This is a genomic window from Paragemmobacter amnigenus, assembly GCF_009908265.2.
Taxonomy (GTDB): domain Bacteria; phylum Pseudomonadota; class Alphaproteobacteria; order Rhodobacterales; family Rhodobacteraceae; genus Paragemmobacter; species Paragemmobacter amnigenus.
Map to the genome: position 1 here is coordinate 375,037 of NZ_JAAATX020000001.1, position 21,795 is coordinate 396,831.

Annotated in this window: 26 protein-coding genes; 7 read left to right on the plus strand and 19 right to left on the minus strand. The window is 67.7% G+C overall.

Annotated features, from left to right (window positions below; translation table 11 throughout):
- Positions 1-95 precede the first annotated feature (95 nt).
- Positions 96-1,160 (plus strand): glycosyltransferase family 4 protein, encoded by a 1,065-nt coding sequence (locus tag GU927_RS01900; protein WP_161760614.1) that lies wholly within the window; start codon positions 96-98, stop codon positions 1,158-1,160.
- Between the two features lie 12 nt (positions 1,161-1,172).
- Here the strand turns inward: GU927_RS01900 and GU927_RS01905 are convergent, their stop codons facing one another.
- The 5 genes from GU927_RS01905 to GU927_RS01925 all read right to left on the minus strand — a co-directional run bounded on the left by GU927_RS01905 (position 1,173) and on the right by GU927_RS01925 (position 6,072).
- Complete coding sequence (locus GU927_RS01905) at positions 1,173-2,603, minus strand: mannose-1-phosphate guanylyltransferase/mannose-6-phosphate isomerase (RefSeq protein ID WP_161760616.1); 1,431 nt, start codon at positions 2,601-2,603, stop codon at positions 1,173-1,175.
- A gap of 87 nt (positions 2,604-2,690) precedes the next feature.
- Positions 2,691-3,470: a DUF1194 domain-containing protein gene (locus GU927_RS01910; protein ID WP_161760618.1), complete on the minus strand. Its 780-nt coding sequence runs from the start codon at positions 3,468-3,470 to the stop codon at positions 2,691-2,693.
- 2 nt (positions 3,471-3,472) lie between these two features.
- The gene (locus GU927_RS01915) at positions 3,473-3,898 is read right to left on the minus strand and encodes a hypothetical protein (RefSeq protein ID WP_161760620.1); all 426 of its coding nucleotides are present in this window, start codon (positions 3,896-3,898) and stop codon (positions 3,473-3,475) included.
- A 141-nt stretch (positions 3,899-4,039) separates the two neighbouring features.
- Positions 4,040-4,762, minus strand: coding sequence for a Crp/Fnr family transcriptional regulator (locus GU927_RS01920; protein WP_161760622.1), 723 nt, complete (start codon positions 4,760-4,762; stop codon positions 4,040-4,042).
- Positions 4,763-4,824: 62 nt separating this feature from the next.
- The gene (locus tag GU927_RS01925) at positions 4,825-6,072 is read right to left on the minus strand and encodes a flavin-containing monooxygenase (RefSeq protein WP_161760624.1); all 1,248 of its coding nucleotides are present in this window, start codon (positions 6,070-6,072) and stop codon (positions 4,825-4,827) included.
- 390 nt (positions 6,073-6,462) lie between these two features.
- Here GU927_RS01925 and GU927_RS01930 point away from each other — a divergent pair, with 390 nt between their 5' ends.
- Positions 6,463-6,933: a host attachment protein gene (locus tag GU927_RS01930; RefSeq protein WP_161760626.1), complete on the plus strand. Its 471-nt coding sequence runs from the start codon at positions 6,463-6,465 to the stop codon at positions 6,931-6,933.
- Positions 6,934-6,986: 53 nt separating this feature from the next.
- On the opposite strand, the gene GU927_RS01935 is transcribed toward GU927_RS01930, so the two are convergent.
- Positions 6,987-7,370 carry a c-type cytochrome gene (locus GU927_RS01935; RefSeq protein WP_232489093.1) on the minus strand — a complete coding sequence of 128 codons (384 nt, stop codon included), beginning with the start codon at positions 7,368-7,370 and terminating at the stop codon, positions 6,987-6,989.
- A 282-nt stretch (positions 7,371-7,652) separates the two neighbouring features.
- On the opposite strand from GU927_RS01935, the gene GU927_RS01940 reads away from it, so the two are divergent.
- Together GU927_RS01940 and GU927_RS01945 are read left to right on the plus strand one after the other, a co-directional pair.
- The gene (locus tag GU927_RS01940) at positions 7,653-8,771 is read left to right on the plus strand and encodes a helix-turn-helix transcriptional regulator (protein ID WP_161760630.1); all 1,119 of its coding nucleotides are present in this window, start codon (positions 7,653-7,655) and stop codon (positions 8,769-8,771) included.
- Positions 8,771-9,883 (plus strand): hypothetical protein, encoded by a 1,113-nt coding sequence (locus GU927_RS01945; protein WP_161760632.1) that lies wholly within the window; start codon positions 8,771-8,773, stop codon positions 9,881-9,883. The genes GU927_RS01940 and GU927_RS01945 overlap by 1 nt, the downstream gene beginning before the upstream one ends.
- 24 nt (positions 9,884-9,907) lie before the next feature.
- On the opposite strand, the gene csgH is transcribed toward GU927_RS01945, so the two are convergent.
- From csgH to GU927_RS01960, 3 genes are all read right to left on the minus strand, one after another.
- The gene (gene csgH / locus GU927_RS01950) at positions 9,908-10,189 is read right to left on the minus strand and encodes a curli-like amyloid fiber formation chaperone CsgH (protein ID WP_161760633.1); all 282 of its coding nucleotides are present in this window, start codon (positions 10,187-10,189) and stop codon (positions 9,908-9,910) included.
- Between the two features lie 124 nt (positions 10,190-10,313).
- Positions 10,314-10,688 carry a hypothetical protein gene (locus GU927_RS01955; protein WP_161760635.1) on the minus strand — a complete coding sequence of 125 codons (375 nt, stop codon included), beginning with the start codon at positions 10,686-10,688 and terminating at the stop codon, positions 10,314-10,316.
- 91 nt (positions 10,689-10,779) lie between these two features.
- The gene (locus tag GU927_RS01960; protein ID WP_161760637.1) at positions 10,780-11,160 is read right to left on the minus strand and encodes a hypothetical protein; all 381 of its coding nucleotides are present in this window, start codon (positions 11,158-11,160) and stop codon (positions 10,780-10,782) included.
- Between the two features lie 291 nt (positions 11,161-11,451).
- On the opposite strand from GU927_RS01960, the gene GU927_RS01965 reads away from it, so the two are divergent.
- The 3 genes from GU927_RS01965 (at position 11,452) to GU927_RS01975 (ending at position 13,664) form a co-directional block, all read left to right on the plus strand.
- Positions 11,452-12,099 carry a BON domain-containing protein gene (locus tag GU927_RS01965; protein ID WP_161760639.1) on the plus strand — a complete coding sequence of 216 codons (648 nt, stop codon included), beginning with the start codon at positions 11,452-11,454 and terminating at the stop codon, positions 12,097-12,099.
- Between the two features lie 83 nt (positions 12,100-12,182).
- Positions 12,183-12,608, plus strand: coding sequence for a DUF2267 domain-containing protein (locus GU927_RS01970; RefSeq protein ID WP_161760641.1), 426 nt, complete (start codon positions 12,183-12,185; stop codon positions 12,606-12,608).
- Between the two features lie 3 nt (positions 12,609-12,611).
- Positions 12,612-13,664 (plus strand): hypothetical protein, encoded by a 1,053-nt coding sequence (locus tag GU927_RS01975; RefSeq protein ID WP_161760643.1) that lies wholly within the window; start codon positions 12,612-12,614, stop codon positions 13,662-13,664.
- 143 nt (positions 13,665-13,807) lie between these two features.
- Here GU927_RS01975 and GU927_RS01980 read toward each other — a convergent pair whose 3' ends face one another.
- From GU927_RS01980 to GU927_RS02025, 10 genes are all read right to left on the minus strand, one after another.
- Complete coding sequence (locus GU927_RS01980; protein ID WP_161760645.1) at positions 13,808-14,635, minus strand: universal stress protein; 828 nt, start codon at positions 14,633-14,635, stop codon at positions 13,808-13,810.
- A gap of 115 nt (positions 14,636-14,750) precedes the next feature.
- On the minus strand, positions 14,751-15,398 hold the full coding sequence (locus GU927_RS01985; RefSeq protein WP_161760646.1) for a nitroreductase family protein: 648 nt from the start codon (positions 15,396-15,398) through the stop codon (positions 14,751-14,753).
- Positions 15,399-15,464: 66 nt separating this feature from the next.
- Positions 15,465-16,421: a hypothetical protein gene (locus tag GU927_RS01990; protein WP_161760647.1), complete on the minus strand. Its 957-nt coding sequence runs from the start codon at positions 16,419-16,421 to the stop codon at positions 15,465-15,467.
- Entirely contained in the window at positions 16,408-17,763 is a 1,356-nt protein-coding gene (locus GU927_RS01995; protein WP_161760648.1) for an MBOAT family O-acyltransferase, read from the minus strand. The genes GU927_RS01990 and GU927_RS01995 overlap by 14 nt, the downstream gene beginning before the upstream one ends.
- Before the next feature lie 3 nt (positions 17,764-17,766).
- Positions 17,767-18,297, minus strand: coding sequence for a hypothetical protein (locus GU927_RS02000; RefSeq protein WP_161760649.1), 531 nt, complete (start codon positions 18,295-18,297; stop codon positions 17,767-17,769).
- A 12-nt stretch (positions 18,298-18,309) separates the two neighbouring features.
- Positions 18,310-18,822 (minus strand): hypothetical protein, encoded by a 513-nt coding sequence (locus GU927_RS02005; protein WP_161760650.1) that lies wholly within the window; start codon positions 18,820-18,822, stop codon positions 18,310-18,312.
- Entirely contained in the window at positions 18,807-19,130 is a 324-nt protein-coding gene (locus GU927_RS02010) for a YgiT-type zinc finger protein (RefSeq protein ID WP_161760651.1), read from the minus strand. The genes GU927_RS02005 and GU927_RS02010 overlap by 16 nt, the downstream gene beginning before the upstream one ends.
- 3 nt (positions 19,131-19,133) lie before the next feature.
- The gene (locus GU927_RS02015) at positions 19,134-20,102 is read right to left on the minus strand and encodes an alpha-ketoacid dehydrogenase subunit beta (RefSeq protein WP_161760652.1); all 969 of its coding nucleotides are present in this window, start codon (positions 20,100-20,102) and stop codon (positions 19,134-19,136) included.
- Positions 20,103-20,118: 16 nt separating this feature from the next.
- Positions 20,119-21,315: a thiamine pyrophosphate-dependent dehydrogenase E1 component subunit alpha gene (locus tag GU927_RS02020; RefSeq protein WP_161760653.1), complete on the minus strand. Its 1,197-nt coding sequence runs from the start codon at positions 21,313-21,315 to the stop codon at positions 20,119-20,121.
- A gap of 68 nt (positions 21,316-21,383) precedes the next feature.
- Positions 21,384-21,788, minus strand: coding sequence for a hypothetical protein (locus GU927_RS02025; RefSeq protein WP_161760654.1), 405 nt, complete (start codon positions 21,786-21,788; stop codon positions 21,384-21,386).
- Positions 21,789-21,795 lie beyond the last annotated feature (7 nt).

The window sequence follows — 21,795 nt, forward strand, 5'->3', positions numbered from 1 at the left end:
GAGGGACAAGAAGGCGGCTGCGGCTGGCGGGCGTTGACAGGACGGGGGCGGCAGGGGTCTATGGGCGCGCCCCGACGGGGGATGCAGGACGGACCATGACAGACGCGCCCGAGCTTTACGTGACCAACCTGAACCCGCGTTTCACGGGGGTGTCCGCCACGGCGGCGGCGGTGCTGGCCGAGCAGGTGACGGGGCTGCGGGCGGTGCTGGTGGGCCATCCCCTGCCCGGCTGCCCTGCGCCTGTGACGCGGACGCGGGCGCTGGCGCTGTCGCGGGTTGCGCCTGCGGGACGGGCGTTTTCGATCTGGCATGTGCGGCGCAATCCCGAGATGCAGCTTGCGCTTTTCGCGCGGGATGTGCTGCGGCTGCCGGTGCGGATCGTCTTCACCTCGGCGGCGCAGCGGCGGCACTCGGCCTTGCCGCGCTGGCTGATCGGGCGGATGGATGCGGTGATTGCCACGACAGGGGCGGCGGCGGCCTTCGTGCCCGGTTGCCGCGCGGTCGTGCCGCACGGGGTGGATACGCGGCGCTTTGCGCCCGTGGCGGACAGGGGGGCCGCATGGCGGGCGACGGGGTTTCCGGGGGAATACGGCATCCTGACCGTGGGGCGCATCCGGCCCGAGAAGGGGACGGATCTGTTCGTGCGGGCGATGATCCGCGCCCTGCCCGACCTGCCCGGCGCGGTGGCGGTGGTGGCGGGCATGGCCAAGGGCGGGGACGAGGGCTTTCTGGCGGGGCTGAAGGCCGAGGTGGCGGCGGCGGGTCTGGCGGGGCGCATCCTGTTCCCGGGCGAGGTGGCGGCAGGGCGGATGCCCGCGCTGATGCAGGGGGCGCGGCTGCTGGTCGCGCTGCCGCGCTACGAGGGCTATGGCGTCACCCCGATCGAGGCGATGGCCTGCGGCGTGCCCTTCATCGCCACGCGGACGGGGCATTTCGCGGAATTCGCGGGGCTGGAGGGCGGCAACGACCAGGCAGGCACGGTGGTTGCGCTGGAGGATTGGCAGGGCGCGGCGGGGGCGGTTGTGGCGCTCTTGTCGGACGGGGACCGCTGGGCGGCCATGGCGGCGGCGGCACGCGACCGCGCGCTGCGCCTGTTCGGGGTGGAACGCGAGGCGGCTGGGATACGGGCGGTTTACGAGGATTTGTGGGCGGGGCGGTAAGGGTGACGCGCGCTACCCCTTTGCCCCCTGCCCGCGGGCATAGGCATCCTCGTAGCGGATGATGTCATCCTCGCCCAAATAGGTGCCGGTCTGGACCTCGATCAGGACCATGGGTACCTTGCCGGGGTTTTCCATGCGGTGCCTGGCGCCAAGGGGGATGTAGACGGACTCGTTTTCCCCCACCAGACGCACCGCGCCGTCGACCATCACCCGCGCTGTGCCGTGAACGACGATCCAGTGTTCCGAGCGGTGCATGTGCGATTGCAGCGACAGCGCCGCGCCGGGTTTGACCACGATGCGCTTGACCTGGAAGCGGTCCGACAGCGCCAGCGTCTGAAACCAGCCCCAGGGGCGGTGGTCGCGGGCGAAAGCCTCGGCCTGTTTCGCGCCGCGGGCCTGCAGCAGTTCCACCGCCTTCTTCACATCCTGCGCGCGCGAGCGGTGGGCGACGAGGACGGCATCGTCCGTGGCGATGGCCATGATGTCGGTCAGGCCGATGCCGACGAGTTCCACCCCCGCATCCTTGGACCGCAGGAGGGTTCCGTCGCAGTCGATGGCATGCGCATTGCCGCCCAGCGCGTTGCCGCGAGGGTCGGCGGGCATTTCGGCCGCCACGGCATCCCAGCCGCCAAGGTCGGACCAGCCCGCGCCGAAGGGCACGACGGCAAGGTTGGCGGCGCGTTCCATCACGGCATAGTCGATGGACACCGCCCGCGCGCCCCCCCATGCGTCTGGGTCGAGCCGCAGGAAGCCCAGATCGGCCCGCGCGGCGGCGACGGCGGCCGTCACGGGGGGCAGCAGGTCGGGTGCATGGGCGCGGAAGGCGTCGATCATCGTCTGCGCGGAAAACAGGAAGATGCCCGCGTTCCACAGGAAATTTCCGGCGGCCAGCATCGCTTCGGCCAGATCGCGGGCGGGTTTTTCAACGAAACGGCACAGGTCGGCGGGCGCGCCGTCGCGGGCGGGGGCGGCGAGTTCCAGCCAGCCATAGCCCGTCTCGGGCCGCGTCGGGCGGATGCCGAAGGTCACGATCCGCCCTCCTCGCGCGGCGGGCACCCCCGCCTGCACCGCGGCGCGAAAGGCCGCGGCATCGGGGACCACATGGTCCGAGGGCGCGACCAGCATGAGCGCGGCGGGATCGGTTCCGGCCAGATGCAGCGCCGCGGCCAGAACGGCGGGGGCGGTGTTGCGCGGCTCGGGTTCGATCAGCACGGCCGCGGGGTCGATGCCCGCCGACAGAAGCTGCTCGGTGACGATGAAGCGGTACTCCGATCCGGTGATGACGAGCGGGCTTGCAAACCCCTTGCCCGACAGGCGGCGGGCCGAGGACTGGAACAGGCTTTCCACGCCGATCAGCTGCACGAACTGCTTGGGAAAACTCTTGCGGGAGAGCGGCCACAGACGCGTGCCGGAGCCGCCGCACAGCAAAACCGGATGGATCACTCGCAAAACCCCTTACCGACACGCACGGGCAAGGGATGACGGATATGCGGCCATCCCGCAATCGCCATCGATCCCTGCGGGCGGCCTTCAGCCGCCGCAGTCCGGCCCGCTACAGCGCGGCACGCCTGCCATGAGTTCGCGCACCAGCTTGTCGGTGATGGCGTCGCGGAAGTCGTGGAAATCGGCGGCCCGCATGACAAAGGCCGATGCACCGGTGATGACCCGCTTGCGGAAATAATCCGACAGCTGCCGCTCGTCCGTCTCGATGGCCAGTGCGTTGATCGTGACCCCCATGGCCTCGGCCCTTTGGCGGACGCTGTGCAGGGGTATGACGCCAAAGCGGCCGCGTGCCGTCATCTGGCGGCCGTCGCCCGACAGGTCGACGATCTTTTGCGCGGCGCAGACCGCCGGATCCTCCAGCAGGTCGAGCGCATGGTTCAGCCCCGTGCCAAGGCCGGTATTGCCCGTGGTGATCCGCGGGATCGCCCCGAGTTCCTGCGCGAAACCTTCGGCATCGCGGGGCGAGGCGAGACGGCGGAACGGAAGGATCTGCGGCGCGAAATCCGCGTCCCCCCAGATCACCGCCGCCACATCCACCCGTCCGGCGGCGCCCAATGCGACATGCACCGTCTCGTCGCGGAAGGCCATTTCGTAGCCGTGCTGCTGGAGCCGGAATTCGCGGTCATCGATGCTGCCCGAGGCATCTATCGCCAGAACCAGCGCGACATCCGCGCAGGATCGCAGCCCGTGCGAGCTGGCCCATGCGCCCGTCGCGGGCAGCAGCAGCAGGAAAAGACCGAAAAGATATCCCCCGGTCCCGCCGCGATGGCCGCGGCGGGACGCTCTCCCACACCCACACCCTGTCATGATCAGGCCGCCGCGACCGGAGCCGGTGCCGGCAGCCTGACGAGTGCCCCCCTCCTAGCCCGGCGCACGGCTTTCGCCGTGGCCGGACCCGCGGACTGTGCCGCGGCAGGGGCTCCGACCGCCCCTTTGGGGCTTAGGGATACGGTCGGAACAACCTTGTGCGCGGGCTGTTCTGCGATGGCGGGCAGCACCGCCCCGCGCACAGCCGGTTCCGGAGTGACGTCGCCGCCGACCCCGATATCGTCCAGAAGATGCGGCGACAGTTCCGCAAGCCGCTGGACGGCAGTCTCAAGTTCGAGCCGCGCGCGCCGCGCCTGACGCGCGGTGGCGAACCAGCCCATGATCCCCCGTTTCGGACGCCCGACGGGCGCTTCGGGATCTGCGTCAACCCACTCCACCACTAACCGTGCAAGCGCCAAGCTCATCATCGGTACTCTCCCCGCCCTCCGGTCCGCGCCGTTTCGGCGTGTCTCCGGGGCGTCTCCATGGGGTCAGATTGCACGGGCGGGCGGGGCCGCGCTGTTACCTGCGTAACTCGGGCCGGAAATTCCGTAACTTTTCGGAAAGGATCAGTCCTCGGTCGCGCCGGACTCGTCTGCAATCTGGCGCAGGAGCGTCACGTCGCAGACCAGCGTGTCGCCCTTGCGCGACAGGGCCCCTTCGTCGATCAGCTCGTGCAGGGCGCGGTTCAGCTTCGGGCGGCTCGCCCCCAAAAGGGCGGACAGTTCGCCCTGGGTCAGCCCGACCCGCAATTCGGCGCGGGGGGGCAACGATTCGCCATGGGCCTGCCGCAGGCCCAGCAGGACGAAGCGCACGAGGCGCGCGCGCAGATCGTGCAGCGCGATGGATTCCATCTGGAAGTTGGTGTTCCGCAAAAGCGTGCAGAGATAGCGCGCCATGTTCAGCCCCAATTGGGGCTGGCGGGACATCGCGGCAAGAAACCCGTCACGGCGCAAGAGCAGACCCTCGGCCGGTTCCAGTGCGGCGGCATCGGCCGAGCGGGGCTGGCCATCGATCAGCGCCACCTCGCCCACCATGCCGCCCGGTCCGACCGTGCCCAGAAGCACCTCTTTGCCCGCCGCGCTGACCAGTGACAGGCGCAGGCGGCCACGGCGCAGGATGATCAGATGGTTGCCCGCTTCGCCGCGCTGGAACACCGTCTCGCCCGTCGACCAGCTGCGCCAGACCGACAGGGCGGCAAGATCGGCAAGCACCCCCTCGTCCAGACCGTGGAACGGGGCACAAGCCTGCAACAGCGACATCGCCTCTTGCCGCCCCTGACCTGTTGTCACCGCGCCCCCTCCTGCACACCCGCGCATAGTCTAGCCCCTGCAGGCAGAGAGGCAAGCGCGCCTCACTCGGCCACGGCGCGCGTCCTGCCGCTGCGGGCGGCGATGATGGCGGCCAGATCCTCGGCATCCCGCCACGCGCCCCAGATGAAGGCCGAGGAGCGGCGGGTGAGCCATGGCAGGCCAAGGAAATAGAGCCCCTCCACCCGCGTGGAGATGCCGTTCGCATGGGCGGGACGGCCCGAGGCATCGAGCGCGTCCAGCTTCATCCAGCCGTAGTCGAGCGCATAGCCCGTGGCCCAGACGATCGAGGTGACGCCCGCCGCGGCAAGGTCCAGCCGCCGCAGGGGATTGCTGACGCAGTCCGGATCGGGGCCGAAGTCCCGCGCCGCGGGTTCGGCCGGAAGGTCAAGGCCATGCGCGGCGACATAGGCATCTGCCTCGTCCAGCACCGACAGGTAATTGCGGTCACCCGCCGCGATATTGGCGGCCAGATCACCCGCAAAGGACAGCGCCCCCGCGTCAAAGCCGTCGGTCCGCCCGACAAGGGTGATGCCCTGACCGGCCAGACGGCGGAAATCCACGGTGTGGCCGCCATGCGCCCCGCTGACGGCGATGGTGACATGTTCGGTTCCGGGTGTGCGGGCGCGGGCGTCCCATTTGCCCAGCGTGCCCAGCCACCAGACGAAATCCTTGCCGCGATAGGCGCGCGGCGGGCGGTCATGCGGCCCGACCGACAGAAAGACCTTGCGCCCGGCACGGTTGAGTTCATCCGCGATCTGCGCGCCGGAGGAACCGGCTCCGACCACCATCACCGCCCCGTCGGGCAATTGCGCGGGGTTGCGATAGGCGGCGGAATGGATCTGCATGATCCCTGCCGTTTCGGGCACCAGCGCCGGGATGAGCGGTTTCTGGAACGGTCCGGTGGCGCAGACCACCGTGTCGGCCCCGATCACCCCTTGCGGGGTTTCGGCGAGAAAACCGCCGCCGTCGCGGGCGCGCAGGGCCGTCACCTCGACCCCGCAGCGCAGGGGGGCGGCGATGCGGGCTGCGAAATCCTCGAAATAGCGCACGATCCGGTCCTTGGCGGGGAAGGAATCGGGGGGAATGTCGTCGAAGGTCTGTTCGGGAAAGCGATCATGCCATGCCGGTCCGTTGGCGACGAGCGAATCCCAGCGTTCCGTCCGCCAGCGTTCGGCGATGCGGTGGCGTTCGACCACCAGATGCGGCACGCCCAGACGCGCCAGATGCGCGCTCATGGCCAGACCCGCCTGCCCGCCCCCGATGATCAGGGTTTCCACCCGTTCCGCCATGTCGCGCCCTTCCCGAAAATCCGCTATCCCGAAAGCTAGGCCAGCAGCCCCCTTCTGCGAAACCTGCATTTCTCTCGGCGCTGGTTAGGCTAGGACTAAGCAGGCTGGATGCGGGACAGGTGCTGCGTCCGCGGGCGGACCGCGGCTTTGGCGGCGGTTCCGGAAAGACAAGGGCAAGCCGGCCCCCCTTGGCGAGACGCCACGGGTCGTTGACAGCCATCAACGCCGCGTTGGCCGTTTCCTGCCAGTGTTGCGCGGATGGCCAACGCGAGAGAGCCGTCAAGTTTACCCGCCTCGCCCCGCGGCCGTGACCGGACAGTGGGCATCAAACCGTCGTCAGGTTCCGGTCGGAAATGGCGGAGCCCCGCGAACCGATCAGGACAGCGTCGCATGAAAGAAACGATCATCTGGGCCGTCGCGCTAAACTCCGAAACTGCCCGTATCCTTCGGGGGATCCACAGGGATGGGCGTGCCGATGCAGCCGAGATCGAGTTGCATGACGGTCACCACCATCTGCGAGACGTGATGTCCGACAAGCCGGGCCGCAGCTTTGCGTCGGTCGGCAGCCGCCGGTCGTCGATGGAATACGCCTCTGATCCCGTCCGCGACGCGCAGCGTGCCTTCGTGCACCGGGTCCTCGAGCGATTGGAAGCGGCCCGGAGGGAAGAAGGGTTCGAGCAGTTGGCGGTTTTCGCATCGCGCCCGATGCTGGGCCTGTTCCGTCAGGAAGCACAACCGGATATCGCGGGGACCGTGGTGCGCGAAGTCGCGAAGAACCTGCTTCACCTGTCGGCGCAGGACCTGCGACAGACCGTGGCACGCACCCTGTTCGAGCGTCCCGACAGGGCGACCATGGCCTGAGCCATGGCGCCACTGGCAGGCAAAGGCGCGGTCCGGACTGATCCGTGGCGGGATCAGTTCTGGATGGATTGCAGATAGAGGACCAGTTCCAGCAGGCGCGCCCGGGCGATCGCCTCGGCTCCGAAGACCGCGCCCCGTGCTTCGGCCTCGGCACGGAAACGGCCGCCGAAGATCGGCATGGGGTCACCGTGCGCGCGGATGACGCTGCGCCCGTCGATGACCTGAAAGACCTTCAGGAACGGAAACCGGCCCTCATTGCGTTCTGCCAGTCCCGTCAGGTCGGGGACAGGGTCGCGGAACATCGACGCGATGGGACCCTTGCCGTCGGCGGCATCGCCGTGACAGGCCGCGCAGGCCGACAGGTATTCCGCTTTGCCGGTGGCGAACTCGTCGGCTTCGGTTGCGGCTGCGGCAGCAGGACCGAGCAGGACAAGCAATAGGGCCGCTTTGGCAAGGATCGGGCGACCGGGGCCAGGGCAGGCCCGAAAACGGGGGGATGGGGACATGGGTTTGCTCCACTGAAGCGTTGCATCCGGTGCAGGATGGTCTGTGGAGACAGCCGCTTCATTGACCGGATGCAATGACGCTGGTCGGGTCGTGACGCATCGCCCCCCTGCCACTGTCGGGCGGACGGGGCCTGCGTCATGACGGCCGTCAATGCGTGCCCCGCCGCATCAGCCGACCCTACGGGCGGATTTCCGCTGGTCAGGGGTTGGGCAATGAACAAATACGAACCCGTTTCTTCAGGTCTATTCTCTGTCATCGTTCTGGATGCGGCATTCGATGGAACGCTTCCGGCAACGCTTGCGGTCGAGTTGGGAAGGCTTGTGCCGCCACAGGTCGTCGTGTCTCTCCTGTCACGTCACCGCAGGGCGGGCGGGTGGCGGACGGTCATCCATCCACCCCATGCCACCGGACCATCCCAGCGGATAGGCAGCCTTGCGAACCCGGTCGAGCGGGCTTTCGAGGGGACGGTCTATTCGGGGGACTGCGATCTGGAGGATGGCGCGTCCGACAGCATGGACAGCTTCCTGCGACTGGTGCTTCGGACAACACGCCACGGGCGGGACGAGATCGAGTTGCGGTTTCCAAGCCGCAAGGCGGATCAGGTGCGACCGGAACTGGCGCGTCTTATGCAGGCGATCGCACCAGATCTCGTGCTGGCGTACCGGATCGCCACTCTGGCCGGGCGGCTTGTGTCAATCGAGCGGCTGAACGATGCCCTGCTCGAACTTCTGCCTTTTCCGGCCCTGCTTCTGGATCGCCGCGGCACCCTTCGCCGGTCGAACGGACATGGAACCAGTCTTCTGGCCCGTGGAACCGCGATCGTCGCGGGGGCGGATGGCCGCGTCCATGCCATCAATCCGGTGGCCAATGCCGAACTTCATGGCGTTGTCGAAGGACAGGGCAGTCCGTCGGAAGGTAGACCGGCCAAGGCGGCAATCGTGTCCTTGCAGGCGGGCGCGGAACGGGTGCTCATGACCCTGCGCCATCTGGGCGGTACCGGCGATCATGCCGCCGAGGGAGCAGCAGATGCCACGCAGGAGGAAGAGCCCGCAACGATCCTTGTCGCCCACCGGACCGGCGGCCCCCTTTCCCTGCAGCGCGGCCTTCTCGAGGGTGCCTTCGGACTGAGCGGGAAGGAGGCCGAACTGGCCCAGTCGCTGCTGAACGGGGAAAGCATCGGTGCCTATGCCGTGCGGCGGCGGATGTCGAAACAGACGCTGCGCAACCAGCTGAGCGGCATCCTGCGGAAAACGGGGACAAAACGGCAGGCGGAACTTATCGGTCTGTTGACCCGCCTTGCCTTTGCACCTTCGTTTCAGGAGGGACGGTGATGTCGAGGGCGGGAAGATTCGCACTGACAGTCGATCTGTGCTGCATCCTTTATGCGGGCACTGCCATCGCCGATGAAACGTCCTTTACCCCCTGGACGAGATTCGCCGAGTCTTTCCCGAACTTTCCCGTGCTGTCCACGCTGGACCTGCAATTCGCAGCAAGCGGGGTCGGCGGGATACCCGTCGTCGAAATATCTTCCCTTCATCGTCCTGCAGGCATCATCGATCTGCTGGCCGAGACGACCCCGTCAGGATCGCTGGCAGGGGTCTTGGTCGGGTCCGGCACCGAAGGGGCGGATGGGGCCACGATCAGCGTCATGACCCTGTCCACGCCCGGGGGCGAGAACGCGACGACCGTCTTCGCAGTCACGCAGACCGACGGGGGGCCAATTCTGGCCGCGGCGACAACGCGATGGGACGGAGGTCTGGAGGGGGGCGGGACCTCGGCCTATGCGGTGATGGCCGGACCCGAGGGTGCGGTCTTTCGGGCGACAGGGGATCTTTCGCAGATGCAACTGCAACCCTGGACGGCAAGCCGCAGGCGCGAGGCCATCCGGAAGCCCGCATATGGCTGGGACGTGACGGGGACCGGCAGGACCGATGTGTCGGTCTTTCTGCGGACCGTGAACGGGCTGGTAAGCGATCAGGAAGAAGGGGGTATCGACGTCGACCTTGCCGAGACCGTGTCCGGTTCGCGCCTTCCGTCGATCTTGATGGGACAGAGGCAGACCCTTCTGGCAAGTGCGAGCGGGATGCAGGCCGGCATCGGCCTGAGCCGCGATCTGACTGGCGGGCTGTCCCTATGGACGCAGGTGGGTGTCGGGCTGAGCCGCGTGCAGGCCGAGAGCAGGCTGGTAAATTTCGCCTCGGTCGATGATGCAGCGGCGATGGGCGTGGCTGGTATCGGGACCCTGCGGCGGATTGTTCCTTCGACGGTCATGTCAATCGGCGTCAGCCAGTCTTACGGCAACGGACATTCCGTCTCGGTCTATGTCGCTGGCGAAGCGGAACTGTCGCCCGTTCTTGCTTTCGCCGGTGATGGCCCCGCCAAGATCAGTTTCGAGGCCAGACGGGGGCTGACGGTCGGGCTGACGATGAACTGGCGGTTCTAGGGCGGCGCAGGGGGGATGGTCAGATCAGTACCGCGCGATGCATTCCCCGCCCCCCCCCGACCGGACGATCAGCTGCGCGTCGACATCCATGTCAACAGCCGCGACGGTGATGGAGCCAAGCGCCTTGCGCTCGCCCGCCATGAGGTGGACCTGCCCGGATTGCACGGAACTCGATTGGCCCCCTTGTCCGACGGTCCGGATCGAGAACTGGTAGCGCCCGACGACGGCATCGGTGCCCGCCTCCAGCACGGCCTCGAGCAGCAGCATTCCACGGTCGGAGGTCCGGCCAAGGATGGCGCAGGTCATCGCGGCGTCCGATGCACGGGCAGCCGGTCCGGCAGTGGCACCGGCGCCGACAAATACAAGCGAAAGAAAGAGCGCCCTCCTGCGATGTCCGAGGCTGCGGAGCGACAGGATACACATCGGCCGGTCACTTCAACTCTGACCGGATCGTCACGCTGACGCGGAGGTTCCCCCCCGTGAAGGTCGTGCTGCTCTGCCTGTCGGTGGACAGTATTCCGATCTGCTGCGTAAAGAGACCACGGTTGCTGCCCGAAAGCGTCTGGTCCAGCGTGTTGGAGCTTCCCCACTGGCCGATGACCGACGCGTTGTAGGTTCCGCCCAGCGTGGTCGATGCGACGTTTCCGTCGCCCGCCTGGATGGTCGCCGCCGCCGTCTGACCCGACTGCACGGTCGTGCTCTGGTTGCCGTCACCGGACTGGATGGTGGTGGACGTGGTCTGTGCCGCCGACAGCCCGGGCAGCAAGGTCGCGATCAGTGCAAGTGTCAGCAGCGGGGGGCGCATGTCGATATCCTTTCGTGCGTTCGAAAAATCGGGGCGTGACGGACTGCCGCGTCGCCCCGCCGATGCAGGGCGACGCGGCATGTTCACGGGATCAGTCCGACTGGACCGTCATCGACACGTTGCCCGCGCCTTCCTGCGAGGTCTCCGAGTAGTGCCCGTTGTCGCCCGTCTGCACGGTGGCCGAGGCGTTGAAGCCCCCGATCTGCTGGGTGACGGACGAGTTGAAGGCCCCGGCCTGCATGGTCGTCGACAGGTTGCCGAAGCCGCTCTGCATCGTGATCGACCCGTTCGCGACGCCGAGCTGGCCGGTGAAGGATTCGTTCAGCTTGCCCGACTGGACGGTCAGCTGGCCGTTGCCAAGCCCGATCTGCTTCACGATCGAGGTGTTGCCCCAAGTGGGGACGAGCGTATCGGCATGCAGCGCGGTTCCCGCGACGAGGAGGGCTGCAGCGGCGGAAAGAAGCAGTTTCATGTTGGTCTCCATGTGACTTGGGGGTTCAGGCCGGGCATTTCCGGCCAGAACAGCCTCACAGCTTTGCGCCGGTCGGGCAGCATGGAAGGCATCACTCCGAACGGGTGGAGTGCCCTTTCGGCTGGGGCAAGCCTCCCACAGGGCGGGACAAACATACCGCCCGGCGCGCCGATTGGTCGGGCTGCGGGCGCGGCCTTCGATCGTTGCGCATCGTCAATGCGCCATTCCTCCCGACTGGCCAGATTTCCCGTGCCAGCGTCCTGGCAGGTGAACTGGAGGAAAGGAAAGAAGATGACGGATGTTGAACTGCGGCAGACCGTGTCCGACGCTCTGGAATTCGAGCCGAGCATCAACGCCGCCCATGTCGGCGTTGCGGCCAAGGACGGGGTCGTCACCCTGTCCGGCCATGTTGCGACCTATGCGGAAAAGCTGAAGGCCGAAGAGGTCGCGATGGGCGTCCGCGGCGTCAAGGCGATCGCGGAGGAGATCGAGGTGCGTCCGGCAGGAACCCATGCGACCGCCGATGACGAGATCGCGCGGCGCGTTCTTGAGGTGCTGCGCTGGAACACCACGGTTCCCGACGACCGGGTGAAGGTGACCGTACAGAACGGCTGGGTGACGCTGACAGGTTCGGTGGAATGGAACTATCAGCGCGAATCGGCCAGCCGCGCCTTGCAGGGCCTTGCCGGTGTGAGGGGGGTCGCCAACACGATCCGGATTGCACCCAAGGCTTCGCCCGCCGACCTGCGCAACAGGATCGAACAGGCCCTGAAGCGGCAGACGGAGCTGGACGCGCTGGGGATCGCCGTCGAACTGGCGGACGGGTCGGTCACCCTGCGTGGAAAGGTCCACAGCCTGTCCGAGCGCCGGGTCGCCGAACAGGCCGTATGGGCGGCGCCCGGGGTACGCGAGGTGCGCGACAACCTTTCGGTGATGTGACACCCGGCAGGCGCGGCGCCCGGTCCTTCGGGGCATCGCCGCACCTGCCGCACCGCAGACTTGCCCGGAGTGGAGGACGCGAGATGAAGCAGACGGGTCTCGATGCCATCGATCACGCGCCACAGGTGGTGGCGGAATGGCTGAACCTGCTGGAAGAAGACCTCGGCTGGACGGATCGCAGCCGGTCCTACCGGCTCTTGCGCGAGACGCTGCACGCCATCCGCGACTTCCTGACGGTGCAGGAGGCCGCGTCCCTTTCGGCGCAATTGCCGCTTCTGGTGCGGGGGATCTTCTTCGAAGGCTGGATGCCTGCGCGGACGCCCGCCCGCCCACGCTCGGCCGAGGCGCTGCTGGAACGGGTGAACGGGGCTTTCGGGGACGAACCGCTGCTTGAACCCGATGTGGCGATTGCCGCCGTGTTTTCGGTCCTGCGCCGCAGGATCGATTCCGGGGAATACGATCAGGTGGCGCGGTCGTTACGCCGACCGCTCCGCGAGTTGTGGATGTGACCGATGGTGCCCGAGGCCAAGCCGATATTGCCGGGCATCGCGGACAAGGTCGCCTTCCTGTCCACGCGGCCCGGGGTCGAGGAGGTGGTCGAAACGCATCTGGCCTATGTGTTCCTGACCGCAGACCATGCGCTGAAGCTGAAGAAGCCGGTCTGCATCGGCCATTCCGACTGCCGCACGCTGGCCGGCCGCGAAAGGGCCGTCGCAAAGGAGATCTGGCTGAACCGGGATCTGGCGGCGGGCATCTATCTGGGCCGGTTGCCGCTGTGCTGGACGGTCAGGGGATTGCAGATCGGGGGGGACGGGCCTGTCGTCGACTGGTTGGTGGACATGAAGCGGCTGCCGCGGGCGGCGCTTCTGGACGGGATGCTGCGGCAGGGAAGGTTTCCCGCCCCCGAACAGGTCGATGCACTGGCAGACAGGCTGATCGCCTTTTACCGGCGCGGCATGAAACGACAGCCGCCACGGCACCTTCATGCGTTGCATATCGAACGCGCCTTCGCGACCAATGCGCGCCACCTGCGCGAGCTTGCGTCCCACCTGCCCCGGCCCGCGGGTCTGGCCGTGCTTGGCGAGCTGGCGGAGAGCCTGCGGATGCTGCGTCCGGAAATCCTGTCGCGCGAACGTGACGGGATGGTGGTCGAAGGACATGGAGACCTGCGACCGGAGCATGTCTGCCTGATCGACCCGCCGGTGATCTTCGACAGGGCAGAAGCCGCACTGGAGTTGCGGGTGGTCGATATCTGGGAGGAATGCATGTTCCTCGGGGCCGAATGCGCGATGGCGGGCTATACCGCGCTGGGCGGCAGGCTGGCCGATGCCCTGATCGCCGCAGGGATCGAGCCACCTTCGCCGCTGCTTCTGATTGCCTACATACAGTTGCGCCTGCTGACGCGCGCGCGGCTGAGTCTCGATCATCTGCGCGACCGGCCGCCGTCCTGTCGGCAAAACTGGCCGCGAAAGGCGCAGCATTACCTTGACGCCGCCGCCGCGCTTGGCCGGATGGACGGCGACGCGGTCGCGCGCATCGGTCAGGACTTTCCCGCATCGGAGTAGTGAAGGGCGCAGTCCTCTTCCCGTCCGCGGACCACGCGCCGCCCGGCCAGCGCGCCGCGCGTTTCCGTCACCACGCTCGCCTGCTGTTCGGGGCCGTGCAGATGGTGGACGTGGACGGTGACCCGGCACCGGCAGCCATGCCACTAGCGCGAGAGCAGGACGGGCACGGCCGCGCGGTCCATCAGGTCGCGCGTCACCGCCCCGACCAGAAGATCGTAAAGCTGGGTATGTCCGAAAGCCCCGGTCGCAAGGAGGTCGGCCTCTCTTTCCTTGGCGAATCTCGCGATGGCCTCGGGAAGTTCGTCACCGCTGGACATCTGGTCGGCCACTTCCACCTTGAACCCCGCGCGGTCCAGTGCGGCCGCCAGATCGTCCCGCCCGGTCAGGCCCTGCGCGACGCTGCCTGCGCGCGCATGGAAGGTCACGAGAGTGATGTCGGCCCCCGGCCCGGCAAGAGCCAGCGCATCATGGGCTGCCCGTGTCGCCTCGCGCGTGTCGGTCCAGCCGACGACGATCCGGCGCGCCGGGGCAGCGAGCCGAGCCTGCCTTCCAAGGACCAGCGCCGGACGACCGGACTCGCGGACCATCCTCTGCGCGAGAAGGCGCCCATCGGGCGAACGATCCGCCGTCGCGCCCAGAATGACCGCATCCGCCCCCCGCGCGCCGCCCATCAAGAAGGGCTCAGCCCCGTAGAGTTCGCTCTGGCCGCGATATTCGCCCCTGAGCCCGTTCCTGCGAAGCGCCTCCTCAACCAAGGCGCGGATCTTCACGGATTCCCGTTCTTCCCATTCCAGCATCGAGGCGAAATAGACCGCCTCGCCGCCCATGCCGTCTGCCCAGATGACGGGGCTGAACGGATGCAGGGCAAGGACATGGCTGTCGAAGGCCAAGGCAAGTTCGGCAACCTTCTCGACCAGCCATGCGGCCTCGGCCACGTCGAAAAGCACGGTTGCGAGTGTCGGAAGCGCCATCTGCGTCACTCCATTGTTGCAGGTCGGGCGGGGCATCGGGGCCATGGTCCGCCGGTGTTCAGGTCAAGGATTTGCGCCCTTCGCACCGGAGGGCATTGACAGCCATCATCCGCGGTCAGGCCGGCCAGCCGACAGGTTGCACAAAGGTTGGATATTCGTGCCGGGCCAGCCCGAGACCGGCCGAAATGGCATCCCGGTCGATCCCTCCGACGAGGCAGGTTCCAAGGCCGCGCGCGGCGGCAAAGAGATAGGTGTTTTCGGACACCATGGCCGCATCCACCATGGCGTAGAGCCTTTTCTGATCGTCTGGCCCGGCCGCATCCAGCCGCCGCAGGTCCGACACGAGGATCAGGCAGACAGGGGCCGTGGCGACGAAGGGCTGTGAGGACAGCCGCGCGCGGATGTCGTCGGCCTTCCAGACCCGCGCGGCATCCTGCCGGGGATCATAGACGGTGACGCCATCCGCTGTCGCGGCATGGACGATCACGTCCGCCGCCCCGCGCCATGACGGGGCCGTGTGCAGCCCCTCTTTCGCGCGGTTGATGCCAAAGCCCGCCCAGAGCAGTTCGGCCAGAAGCGCGGGATCGATCCTGCGGTCGGCGAAGGCCCGGACGGACCGGCGGCTCTGCAGGGCTTCGGTCACGGTCAGTTCGGGCGGGCTGGCCGCCTGCACCGGTGCCGCAGGCAGCGTGACGGCCAAGCCCGCCGTCAGCAACAGGTGGCGGCGGGAAAGCGGGATCTTCGGGCCGGTCGGCGGCTGCATCGGGAAACCTCGTCCATGTGGGTGCGGTCTGGCTCCCTGCGAAGCTGCCGCCTGCCAGGTGCGCCGTCATTGTCCGCCGTCATTCCCTGCCAGAACCCCGCCAAGGCCGAGGTCGAGCCAGCGCGTCACGCCGCTCCGGTTCAGGTGGTCGGTGTCGAAATAGTATCGCGGCTCGGGGATCAGGGCGGAATGGTCGACCAGCGGCACGTCGAGACGCTGTGCGAGTTCGGCCAGACCGGAGGCCAGACCCGGCACCTCGGGCACGGCCGCGCGGAAGGCGTCAGGCAGGGGCGGACGCAGCAGCACGACCCGCGCCCCCTGCGCCCGTGCCAGAAGGATCGTCGCCTCCAGTTCGTCGAGCGCGCGCCCGACGGTCCCGTCGTCATCCCCGCCCGGAAAGAGGAACGCGATGCGCGACCGGAGCGCGGCAGGGGATGGTCGCGGCGAGCTGTCGAAGCGGTCTTCCGCCGACCACGTCGGAGGCGCAAGCCGGCGACGGTCGTTGATGCGGGCGAAACCCGTCACCTGCGCCAGCCATGTCTTCCACGACAGCCCGCGCGGGACGGCACGCGCAAGCACACGCGCAGTGCGGATATCGGCCGGTATCTTCGGCAAGAGGTCATCGTCGCCAAGGCGATCCCGATTCCAGCGGCGATGGGCGAAAGCGAAATCGTCGAGCAGGATGACGACTCCCCGGCTGCGATGATCCATGAACCAGCGTTCCGCAACGATGCGCAGGACGAAGGGCCCCGCACCCGTCAGGGCAAGCACGCGGATTCTTTGTCCGCTGCGCTGCGTGATGCGCGCGGGCATGTCGGCGATGCCAAGAGGGATGCCATGTGACGCCCCGAGGATCAGCCAGTCAGCCCCTTCGGACGGGGAAGCCATGGACAGGAAAGGGTTCCGCGCCGGGCCGGAGCGAAGCGCGCGATCCGACCAGACGAAGAGGCCCGCATAGAGGAGGGCGCCGATCAAAAGGAAAAGGACGATCCGCAAAGGGTGCCAACGTTCAGAATCCGGCATAGATGAACTCCTGTCCCTGCCAGCGCCCCGCGAGCAGGAGAAGGCCCAGCCCCGCGTAGAGCCCGGCCCAGCGCAGCGGCAGGGGCATCGCCGCCAGACGTCCTGCGATACCGGGCCGCCCCGCGGCGGCCTCTGCAAGGAAGAGCGCCCCGACGAGGGTGGCGCAGAGCCTGTGGTCGGCGGTGTAGGGATGCGCGGGGATCAGGGCCGGAAAGGCACCCATGTTCTGCGCCAGCCGGCGCAACAGGGTCAGCGCCGCGCCGATACCGTCCGCCCGGAAGAAAACCCATGTCAGCAGCAGAAGGTGGAAGGTGACGATTGCGCGCAACAGTTTCGGCAGGGCGCGGGACGGGACGGGCAGAAATGTCTCGGCCACGACAAAGGCGCCGTTCATCGCGCCCCAGACGACGAACCCCCAGCCGAGGCCGTAGCCCAGACCCGAATGCCAGAGGCCCGACAGCAGGAAGACGGTCATCAGGTTCATGGCCTGCCTTGCCCGCCCGGCCCTGCTGCCGCCCAGCGGGATATAGACGAAATCGCGAAACCATGTGCCAAGCGTCACATGCCAGCGCCGCGACCAGAACTCCGACACGGTGACAGACAGGTAGGGCCGGTCGAAGTTGCGCGACAGGCGCAGGCCGACAAGGGCGGACAGGCCGATGGCGATGTCGCTGTAGCCGGAGAAGTCGCAATAGATCTGGAAGGCAAAGGCATAGACGGACAGGAGCAGATCGACAGGCGCTGCAAGCGCCGGTTGCGCGAACCCCGCCGCGACGACGGGTGACAGGGTGTCGGCGATCACGACCTTCTTCACGAGGCCGGTGACGAGATAGGCCAGCCCCAGCGACGCAAGCTTTGGCCGTACGGCTATGTCAGGGAATTGCGGGATCAGGGCCCCTGCCCTTTCGATCGGGCCGGCGAGCAGTTTCGGAAACCACAGCAGATGCAGGATCAGCCCGACCCGCTGGCCCCACCCTGCCGTCCGTGTCCCCCCGGCGATCAGGGCGATGGCGGTAAAGACGAGGAAGGACAGTCCCGGCGGGGCCTGCGGGTCCGGCAGCCCCGCCAGTTCGAAGAACCGTGCCCAGAGCAGGACGAGCACGAGCACGGCAAACCCGCACCCTTTGCGAATACGGGCGGGCCCTTTCTGCGGGGGTGCCGAGGCAACGAGGGTCACGCCACAGATGGCAGCCAGCCAGACCAGACGCATGGCATCGGGGGCGGCGTAGAAGACCAGACTGGCTAGGATCAGCCAGACGCGCCTTGCCGGAGGTGGCAGAAGGGCGACACCCGCGACGACGGCGGCAAGGAAGAGCCAGAATGTGAGGTCTGTATAGGACATGACCTAGTAGGACGCCCCTCCTGCCCGCAATTCGGGGGGGATGGCGTCGATGGGCAGCCCCGCATTCACGGCAAGGTAATCGGCCAGCTGGTCGCGCTCGGGCGTGGTCAGGGGGATTTCGACATGGCTGGGCTTGGCCAGCGTGCCCAGCCATGCCTCCCGCGTGCGGGCCTGCGTGACCACGACCGTGACGATGTGGCAGGACTGGCACCGCTCCAGCGTCATGTCGCGCCCGTCCGGCTGCAGGGCGGCGGGATCGACCGGCGCGGCATAGGCCAGATAATCCGCAAGGGTGCGCGCCTGCCAGTCATCCAGCCCCGCAATCCCGGGCAGATCGCCCCGTTCGATGCGGGACAGCCATTCTTCCGCGGTCGCGGCAGCGGCAAGCCGACCGGCAAGCGATGCGTCTGCCGACAGCGCAGCCGCAAGGATCGTCCGTCCCCCGTCGGGAATGAAGGCGAAGGTATCCTCCTGCGCGATGGCCCATGTTGCGGCGACCAGAACCGGCACGGCGAGCGTCAGCTTTCCTGTCATGCTTCCCTCCAATCAGAAACGGAACTCGGGTGGCACGTCTTCGGGGCGCAGCGGCATGTTGATCGCGGAATAGTCGGCAAAGATCGCCCGCTGCCGGTCGTCCAGGGGAATCGCGGCATGGAAGGGCGAAGCGAAGATCGACAGCCACCCCTGACGGTCACGCCGGTGCATCAGGTATCCCGAGAACAGCGAATGGCAGGACTGGCACTGCGCCAGCGCCATGTCGCGTCCGTCAGGGGGGAGTCCGGCAACAGGGTCGTCCCCCGTGACCAGGGGGGCGACCCGCGCCAGATAGGCGGCAAGGGTTTCCACCTCGCGCGGGGTCAAGGCGGCGCCGGTCAGGGCTGCGGTCCATTCGGCTTCGCTCCGCGTCGTGCCAAGCGCGGCCTGCTGTGCGGGGCGGTCCGGAAAGGCGCGGGAAAATATCCCGCGTCCGCCATCGGGCAGAAAGGCGAAGGGATCGCCATTGCCCGCTGCTGCGGCCGCAAGCGCGCAAAGGGCGGCGGCGATCAGGAACCGGCGCATCGCTCCATCTCCGCGAAGTCGAAGACCGGCACGGGGAGCGGATCGGCCGCCGCGCAACCGGCAAAGCCGGCCCCGCGCATCCGGTCGATCATCACCACCGTCGCGTCATCCACATATTCCTCGCCGCAGCCGGGGCAGACCATCGCGGGAATGTTGCGGATGACGACCAGCCCCGCGTCCTGCCAGAAGGCGGTGCTGATATGCGCATGGCGCAGCGCGACATCGTCACAGCGGTCGCAGACGATCCGCATCCCTGCCGCAGCCGGGTGGACCGGGGCCGCATCCAGATTGTTGCATCCGTTCCGCATGGCCTACACCATCGCCTTCGCCGCAGCGACGATCCGTGCCGCATCGGGCCGCATCCATCTGAACATCTCGGGCGAGGCAGGCGGCGGCGCGTCCGGAAAGGCGATCCGCCGGAACCGCGCGCCATCCACGTTTTCGGCACAGCGGGCCACGACTTCGGCGGCAGGGCCGAGCGTGTAATAGGTCTGGTCCACCGCCAGCAGGCGTCGCGTCTTGGCGACCGAGGTCACCAGCGTTTCGGTATCCATCTGTTTCAGCACCCGCAGGTCGATGACCTCGACCGACATCCCCTCGGCGGTCAGCAGTCCCGCCGCCTCCAGCACATCAGGCATTCCGCCGCCCGATCCCACGAGGGTCAGGTCGGTGCCTTCCTGCCGGATGGCGGCCTTGTCCAGCGGAACCTCGAAGGGTTCGTCCGGCACCTCTTCGGACAGCATCCGCAGACCGGCGGGATAGAGATAGACCACCGGATCGGGGCTTCGCAGCGCAGAATGCATCATCCCCTTCGCGTCATAGGGGGTCGAGGGGATCACGGTCCGCCCCCCCGGAATGTGCATGTAGGTGGAGTCGATCTCGTAATCCGAATGCTGGCCCGCGAAGCCGGGTGTCTGACCCGTCATCTCCATCACGAACACGACCGGCATGGACGCCTTGCCCCCCGTCATGTGGCGCAGCTTGCCCGCGTGGTTCTGGATCACCTGGAAGGGCATTCCCGCCCCCTGATAGGGGATGTAGGTCGCCGCCCGCGATCCCGCGAGGCCCGCCCCCAGCACGGCCGAGGCCATCCAGTTCTCGTCTATGCCCGTGTTGACCACACGCCTGCGCCCGAATTCGGTTTCAAGGTTGATCACCGGCATTCCGGCATTCGACGCCACGGGCGGGGTCAGTTCGAAGATCCAGACCATGGCCGGATCGGCCCGCATCTCGGCCTGCACGGCCTCCAGAACGGAATACATCCATGTCTTGACGGTCATCCTGTCCTCCCGGTGTTCATGCGATCTGGCGGGGAAGGACCTCGCCTTCCGCAAAGACATGCTTCAGCCCGTCCTCGGGCATGCAGAGCGGCTGTTCGGCGGCCCATGCAAAGGCTTCGGCCACTTCGGCCTTGACCTCGGCCTCGATCGCGTCGGCGGCGGGGGCATCCAGCACGCCCCAGTCGATCAGCGTCCGGCGCGCGATATCGACGGGGTCGCGCTGCATCCAGGCGCGGACCTCGCGCTCGGGCCGGAAGGAGGTGATGGCGAGGGGGTCATAGCCAAATGCGCCCAGCTTGCCGACCTCGGCCCCCGGGGCGCCCCAGTGGTTGTAGTAGCGATAGGTCTTCGCCTCGATGAAGGAGGGGCCGCCGCCCGCGCGGGCGCGATCCACGGCTTCCTTCGCGGCATTGTAGACGGCAAAGACGTCCTGCCCGTCCACCACACGCGCAGGGATGCCATAGGCGCGCGCTGCATCCGCGATGTCGGTATGGGGGCTGGAATAGCTGTAATGGGCGTATTGGTGGTAAAGGTTGTTCTCCAGCACATAGATGAAGGGCAGGTCCAGCAGACGCGCATTGTTCAGGGCCGAGTGGAAATGCGGCGTGGCATAGGTTCCGTCACCGCCGAAGACCACGGCCACCTGATCCGACCCGCGCGCGCGGAAGGCGAAGGCCGATCCGGTGGCGATCACATGGCCCGGCCCGATCATGCCATCCGCACCCATGAAGCCGACGGCAGGATCCGCGATGTGCATCTCGGCCGCGTAACCGCCGTTCAGGCCCGTCGCGCGGAAATCCATCTCGGCCTGCATCAGCTTCATGTCCACGCCCTTGGCCAGCGCATGGCCCGAAGGCCGGTGCGTCGAATAGACGAGGTCGATCCTGTCGAAGGGGCCGTCGTTTCGCAGGGCGGCGCAGACGCCGGTCGCCACCGCCTCTTGCCCGGCATAGAAATGGTTGTAGGCCCGGTATTGCGGATCGCCCAGCATTCGGTCTGCCATCGTCCGTTCGTGCCAGCGGATGCGCAGGATCGTCCGCAGCATCGCCTTCAGCCTGTCGTCCGGCAGGTCCGTCGCGAAATACCCGATCTGACCTTCGGCACGGGCTGCGCTGACCGACAGTCCCGTAATGGCACCGGCCAGTCCCGACACCTGAAGGAAGCCGCGCCGCGTCAGACCGTCGCCGCCTTCGCCGTGTTCTTCCGCAGACATTCCTGATCCTCCTACCGGTTCGACACGTCCCATATTCCACCGGCCCGGAGCCGCGGCATTGTCGGCCGTCAACGGGCCTTTGACGGGTCATCGGGCCCCTTGCCGCTGCGGCGCGTCGCAAGCAGCAAGGCGACCGCGGCCAGAATCGCGAAGACGACCGCGGAGAGCCCGAGCAGCAGACGCGGGCCGCCCGGCATCATGGCGACGGTCATCACAGCGCGAAGGAAACCCGCAGGGGCCCTTGCGGGCGGGCGGGCGCCGACCGGCCAGCGCAGAATGAGGGCGACCAGAACGGACAGCAGCACCAGCCCGCCCATCCCGCCGCCGACCGACAGCAGGGCCGGACCCGGACCGATCACCGCCGCCAGCATCCAGACGACCCCCGCGACCATGCAGGCCCAGGCCGTGAGGAGGACGATGATCAGGACAAGCGCCAGAACGAGCGATCCTGCAAATCCCCGCAGCCCGGCCATGGCGGCG

Bases quoted from the DNA above. Each gene is read 5' to 3' on its own strand.
- GU927_RS02015 (WP_161760652.1), bottom strand. From the start codon at position 20,102: ATGACCGTCAAGACATGGATGTATTCCGTTCTGGAGGCCGTGCAGGCC.
- GU927_RS01945 (WP_161760632.1), top strand. From the start codon at position 8,771: ATGTCGAGGGCGGGAAGATTCGCACTGACAGTCGATCTGTGCTGCATC.
- GU927_RS01980 (WP_161760645.1), bottom strand. From the start codon at position 14,635: ATGGCGCTTCCGACACTCGCAACCGTGCTTTTCGACGTGGCCGAGGCC.
- GU927_RS01965 (WP_161760639.1), top strand. From the start codon at position 11,452: ATGACGGATGTTGAACTGCGGCAGACCGTGTCCGACGCTCTGGAATTC.
- GU927_RS01900 (WP_161760614.1), top strand. From the start codon at position 96: ATGACAGACGCGCCCGAGCTTTACGTGACCAACCTGAACCCGCGTTTC.
- GU927_RS01975 (WP_161760643.1), top strand. From the start codon at position 12,612: ATGGTGCCCGAGGCCAAGCCGATATTGCCGGGCATCGCGGACAAGGTC.
- GU927_RS01940 (WP_161760630.1), top strand. From the start codon at position 7,653: ATGAACAAATACGAACCCGTTTCTTCAGGTCTATTCTCTGTCATCGTT.
- GU927_RS01930 (WP_161760626.1), top strand. From the start codon at position 6,463: ATGAAAGAAACGATCATCTGGGCCGTCGCGCTAAACTCCGAAACTGCC.
- GU927_RS01985 (WP_161760646.1), bottom strand. From the start codon at position 15,398: ATGCAGCCGCCGACCGGCCCGAAGATCCCGCTTTCCCGCCGCCACCTG.
- GU927_RS02020 (WP_161760653.1), bottom strand. From the start codon at position 21,315: ATGTCTGCGGAAGAACACGGCGAAGGCGGCGACGGTCTGACGCGGCGC.
- GU927_RS01995 (WP_161760648.1), bottom strand. From the start codon at position 17,763: ATGTCCTATACAGACCTCACATTCTGGCTCTTCCTTGCCGCCGTCGTC.
- GU927_RS02000 (WP_161760649.1), bottom strand. From the start codon at position 18,297: ATGACAGGAAAGCTGACGCTCGCCGTGCCGGTTCTGGTCGCCGCAACA.
- GU927_RS01970 (WP_161760641.1), top strand. From the start codon at position 12,183: ATGAAGCAGACGGGTCTCGATGCCATCGATCACGCGCCACAGGTGGTG.
- GU927_RS02010 (WP_161760651.1), bottom strand. From the start codon at position 19,130: ATGCGGAACGGATGCAACAATCTGGATGCGGCCCCGGTCCACCCGGCT.
- GU927_RS01960 (WP_161760637.1), bottom strand. From the start codon at position 11,160: ATGAAACTGCTTCTTTCCGCCGCTGCAGCCCTCCTCGTCGCGGGAACC.
- csgH (WP_161760633.1), bottom strand. From the start codon at position 10,189: ATGACCTGCGCCATCCTTGGCCGGACCTCCGACCGTGGAATGCTGCTG.
- GU927_RS01990 (WP_161760647.1), bottom strand. From the start codon at position 16,421: ATGCCGGATTCTGAACGTTGGCACCCTTTGCGGATCGTCCTTTTCCTT.
- GU927_RS01915 (WP_161760620.1), bottom strand. From the start codon at position 3,898: ATGATGAGCTTGGCGCTTGCACGGTTAGTGGTGGAGTGGGTTGACGCA.
- GU927_RS02025 (WP_161760654.1), bottom strand. From the start codon at position 21,788: ATGGCCGGGCTGCGGGGATTTGCAGGATCGCTCGTTCTGGCGCTTGTC.
- GU927_RS02005 (WP_161760650.1), bottom strand. From the start codon at position 18,822: ATGCGCCGGTTCCTGATCGCCGCCGCCCTTTGCGCGCTTGCGGCCGCA.
- GU927_RS01925 (WP_161760624.1), bottom strand. From the start codon at position 6,072: ATGGCGGAACGGGTGGAAACCCTGATCATCGGGGGCGGGCAGGCGGGT.
- GU927_RS01955 (WP_161760635.1), bottom strand. From the start codon at position 10,688: ATGCGCCCCCCGCTGCTGACACTTGCACTGATCGCGACCTTGCTGCCC.
- GU927_RS01910 (WP_161760618.1), bottom strand. From the start codon at position 3,470: ATGACAGGGTGTGGGTGTGGGAGAGCGTCCCGCCGCGGCCATCGCGGC.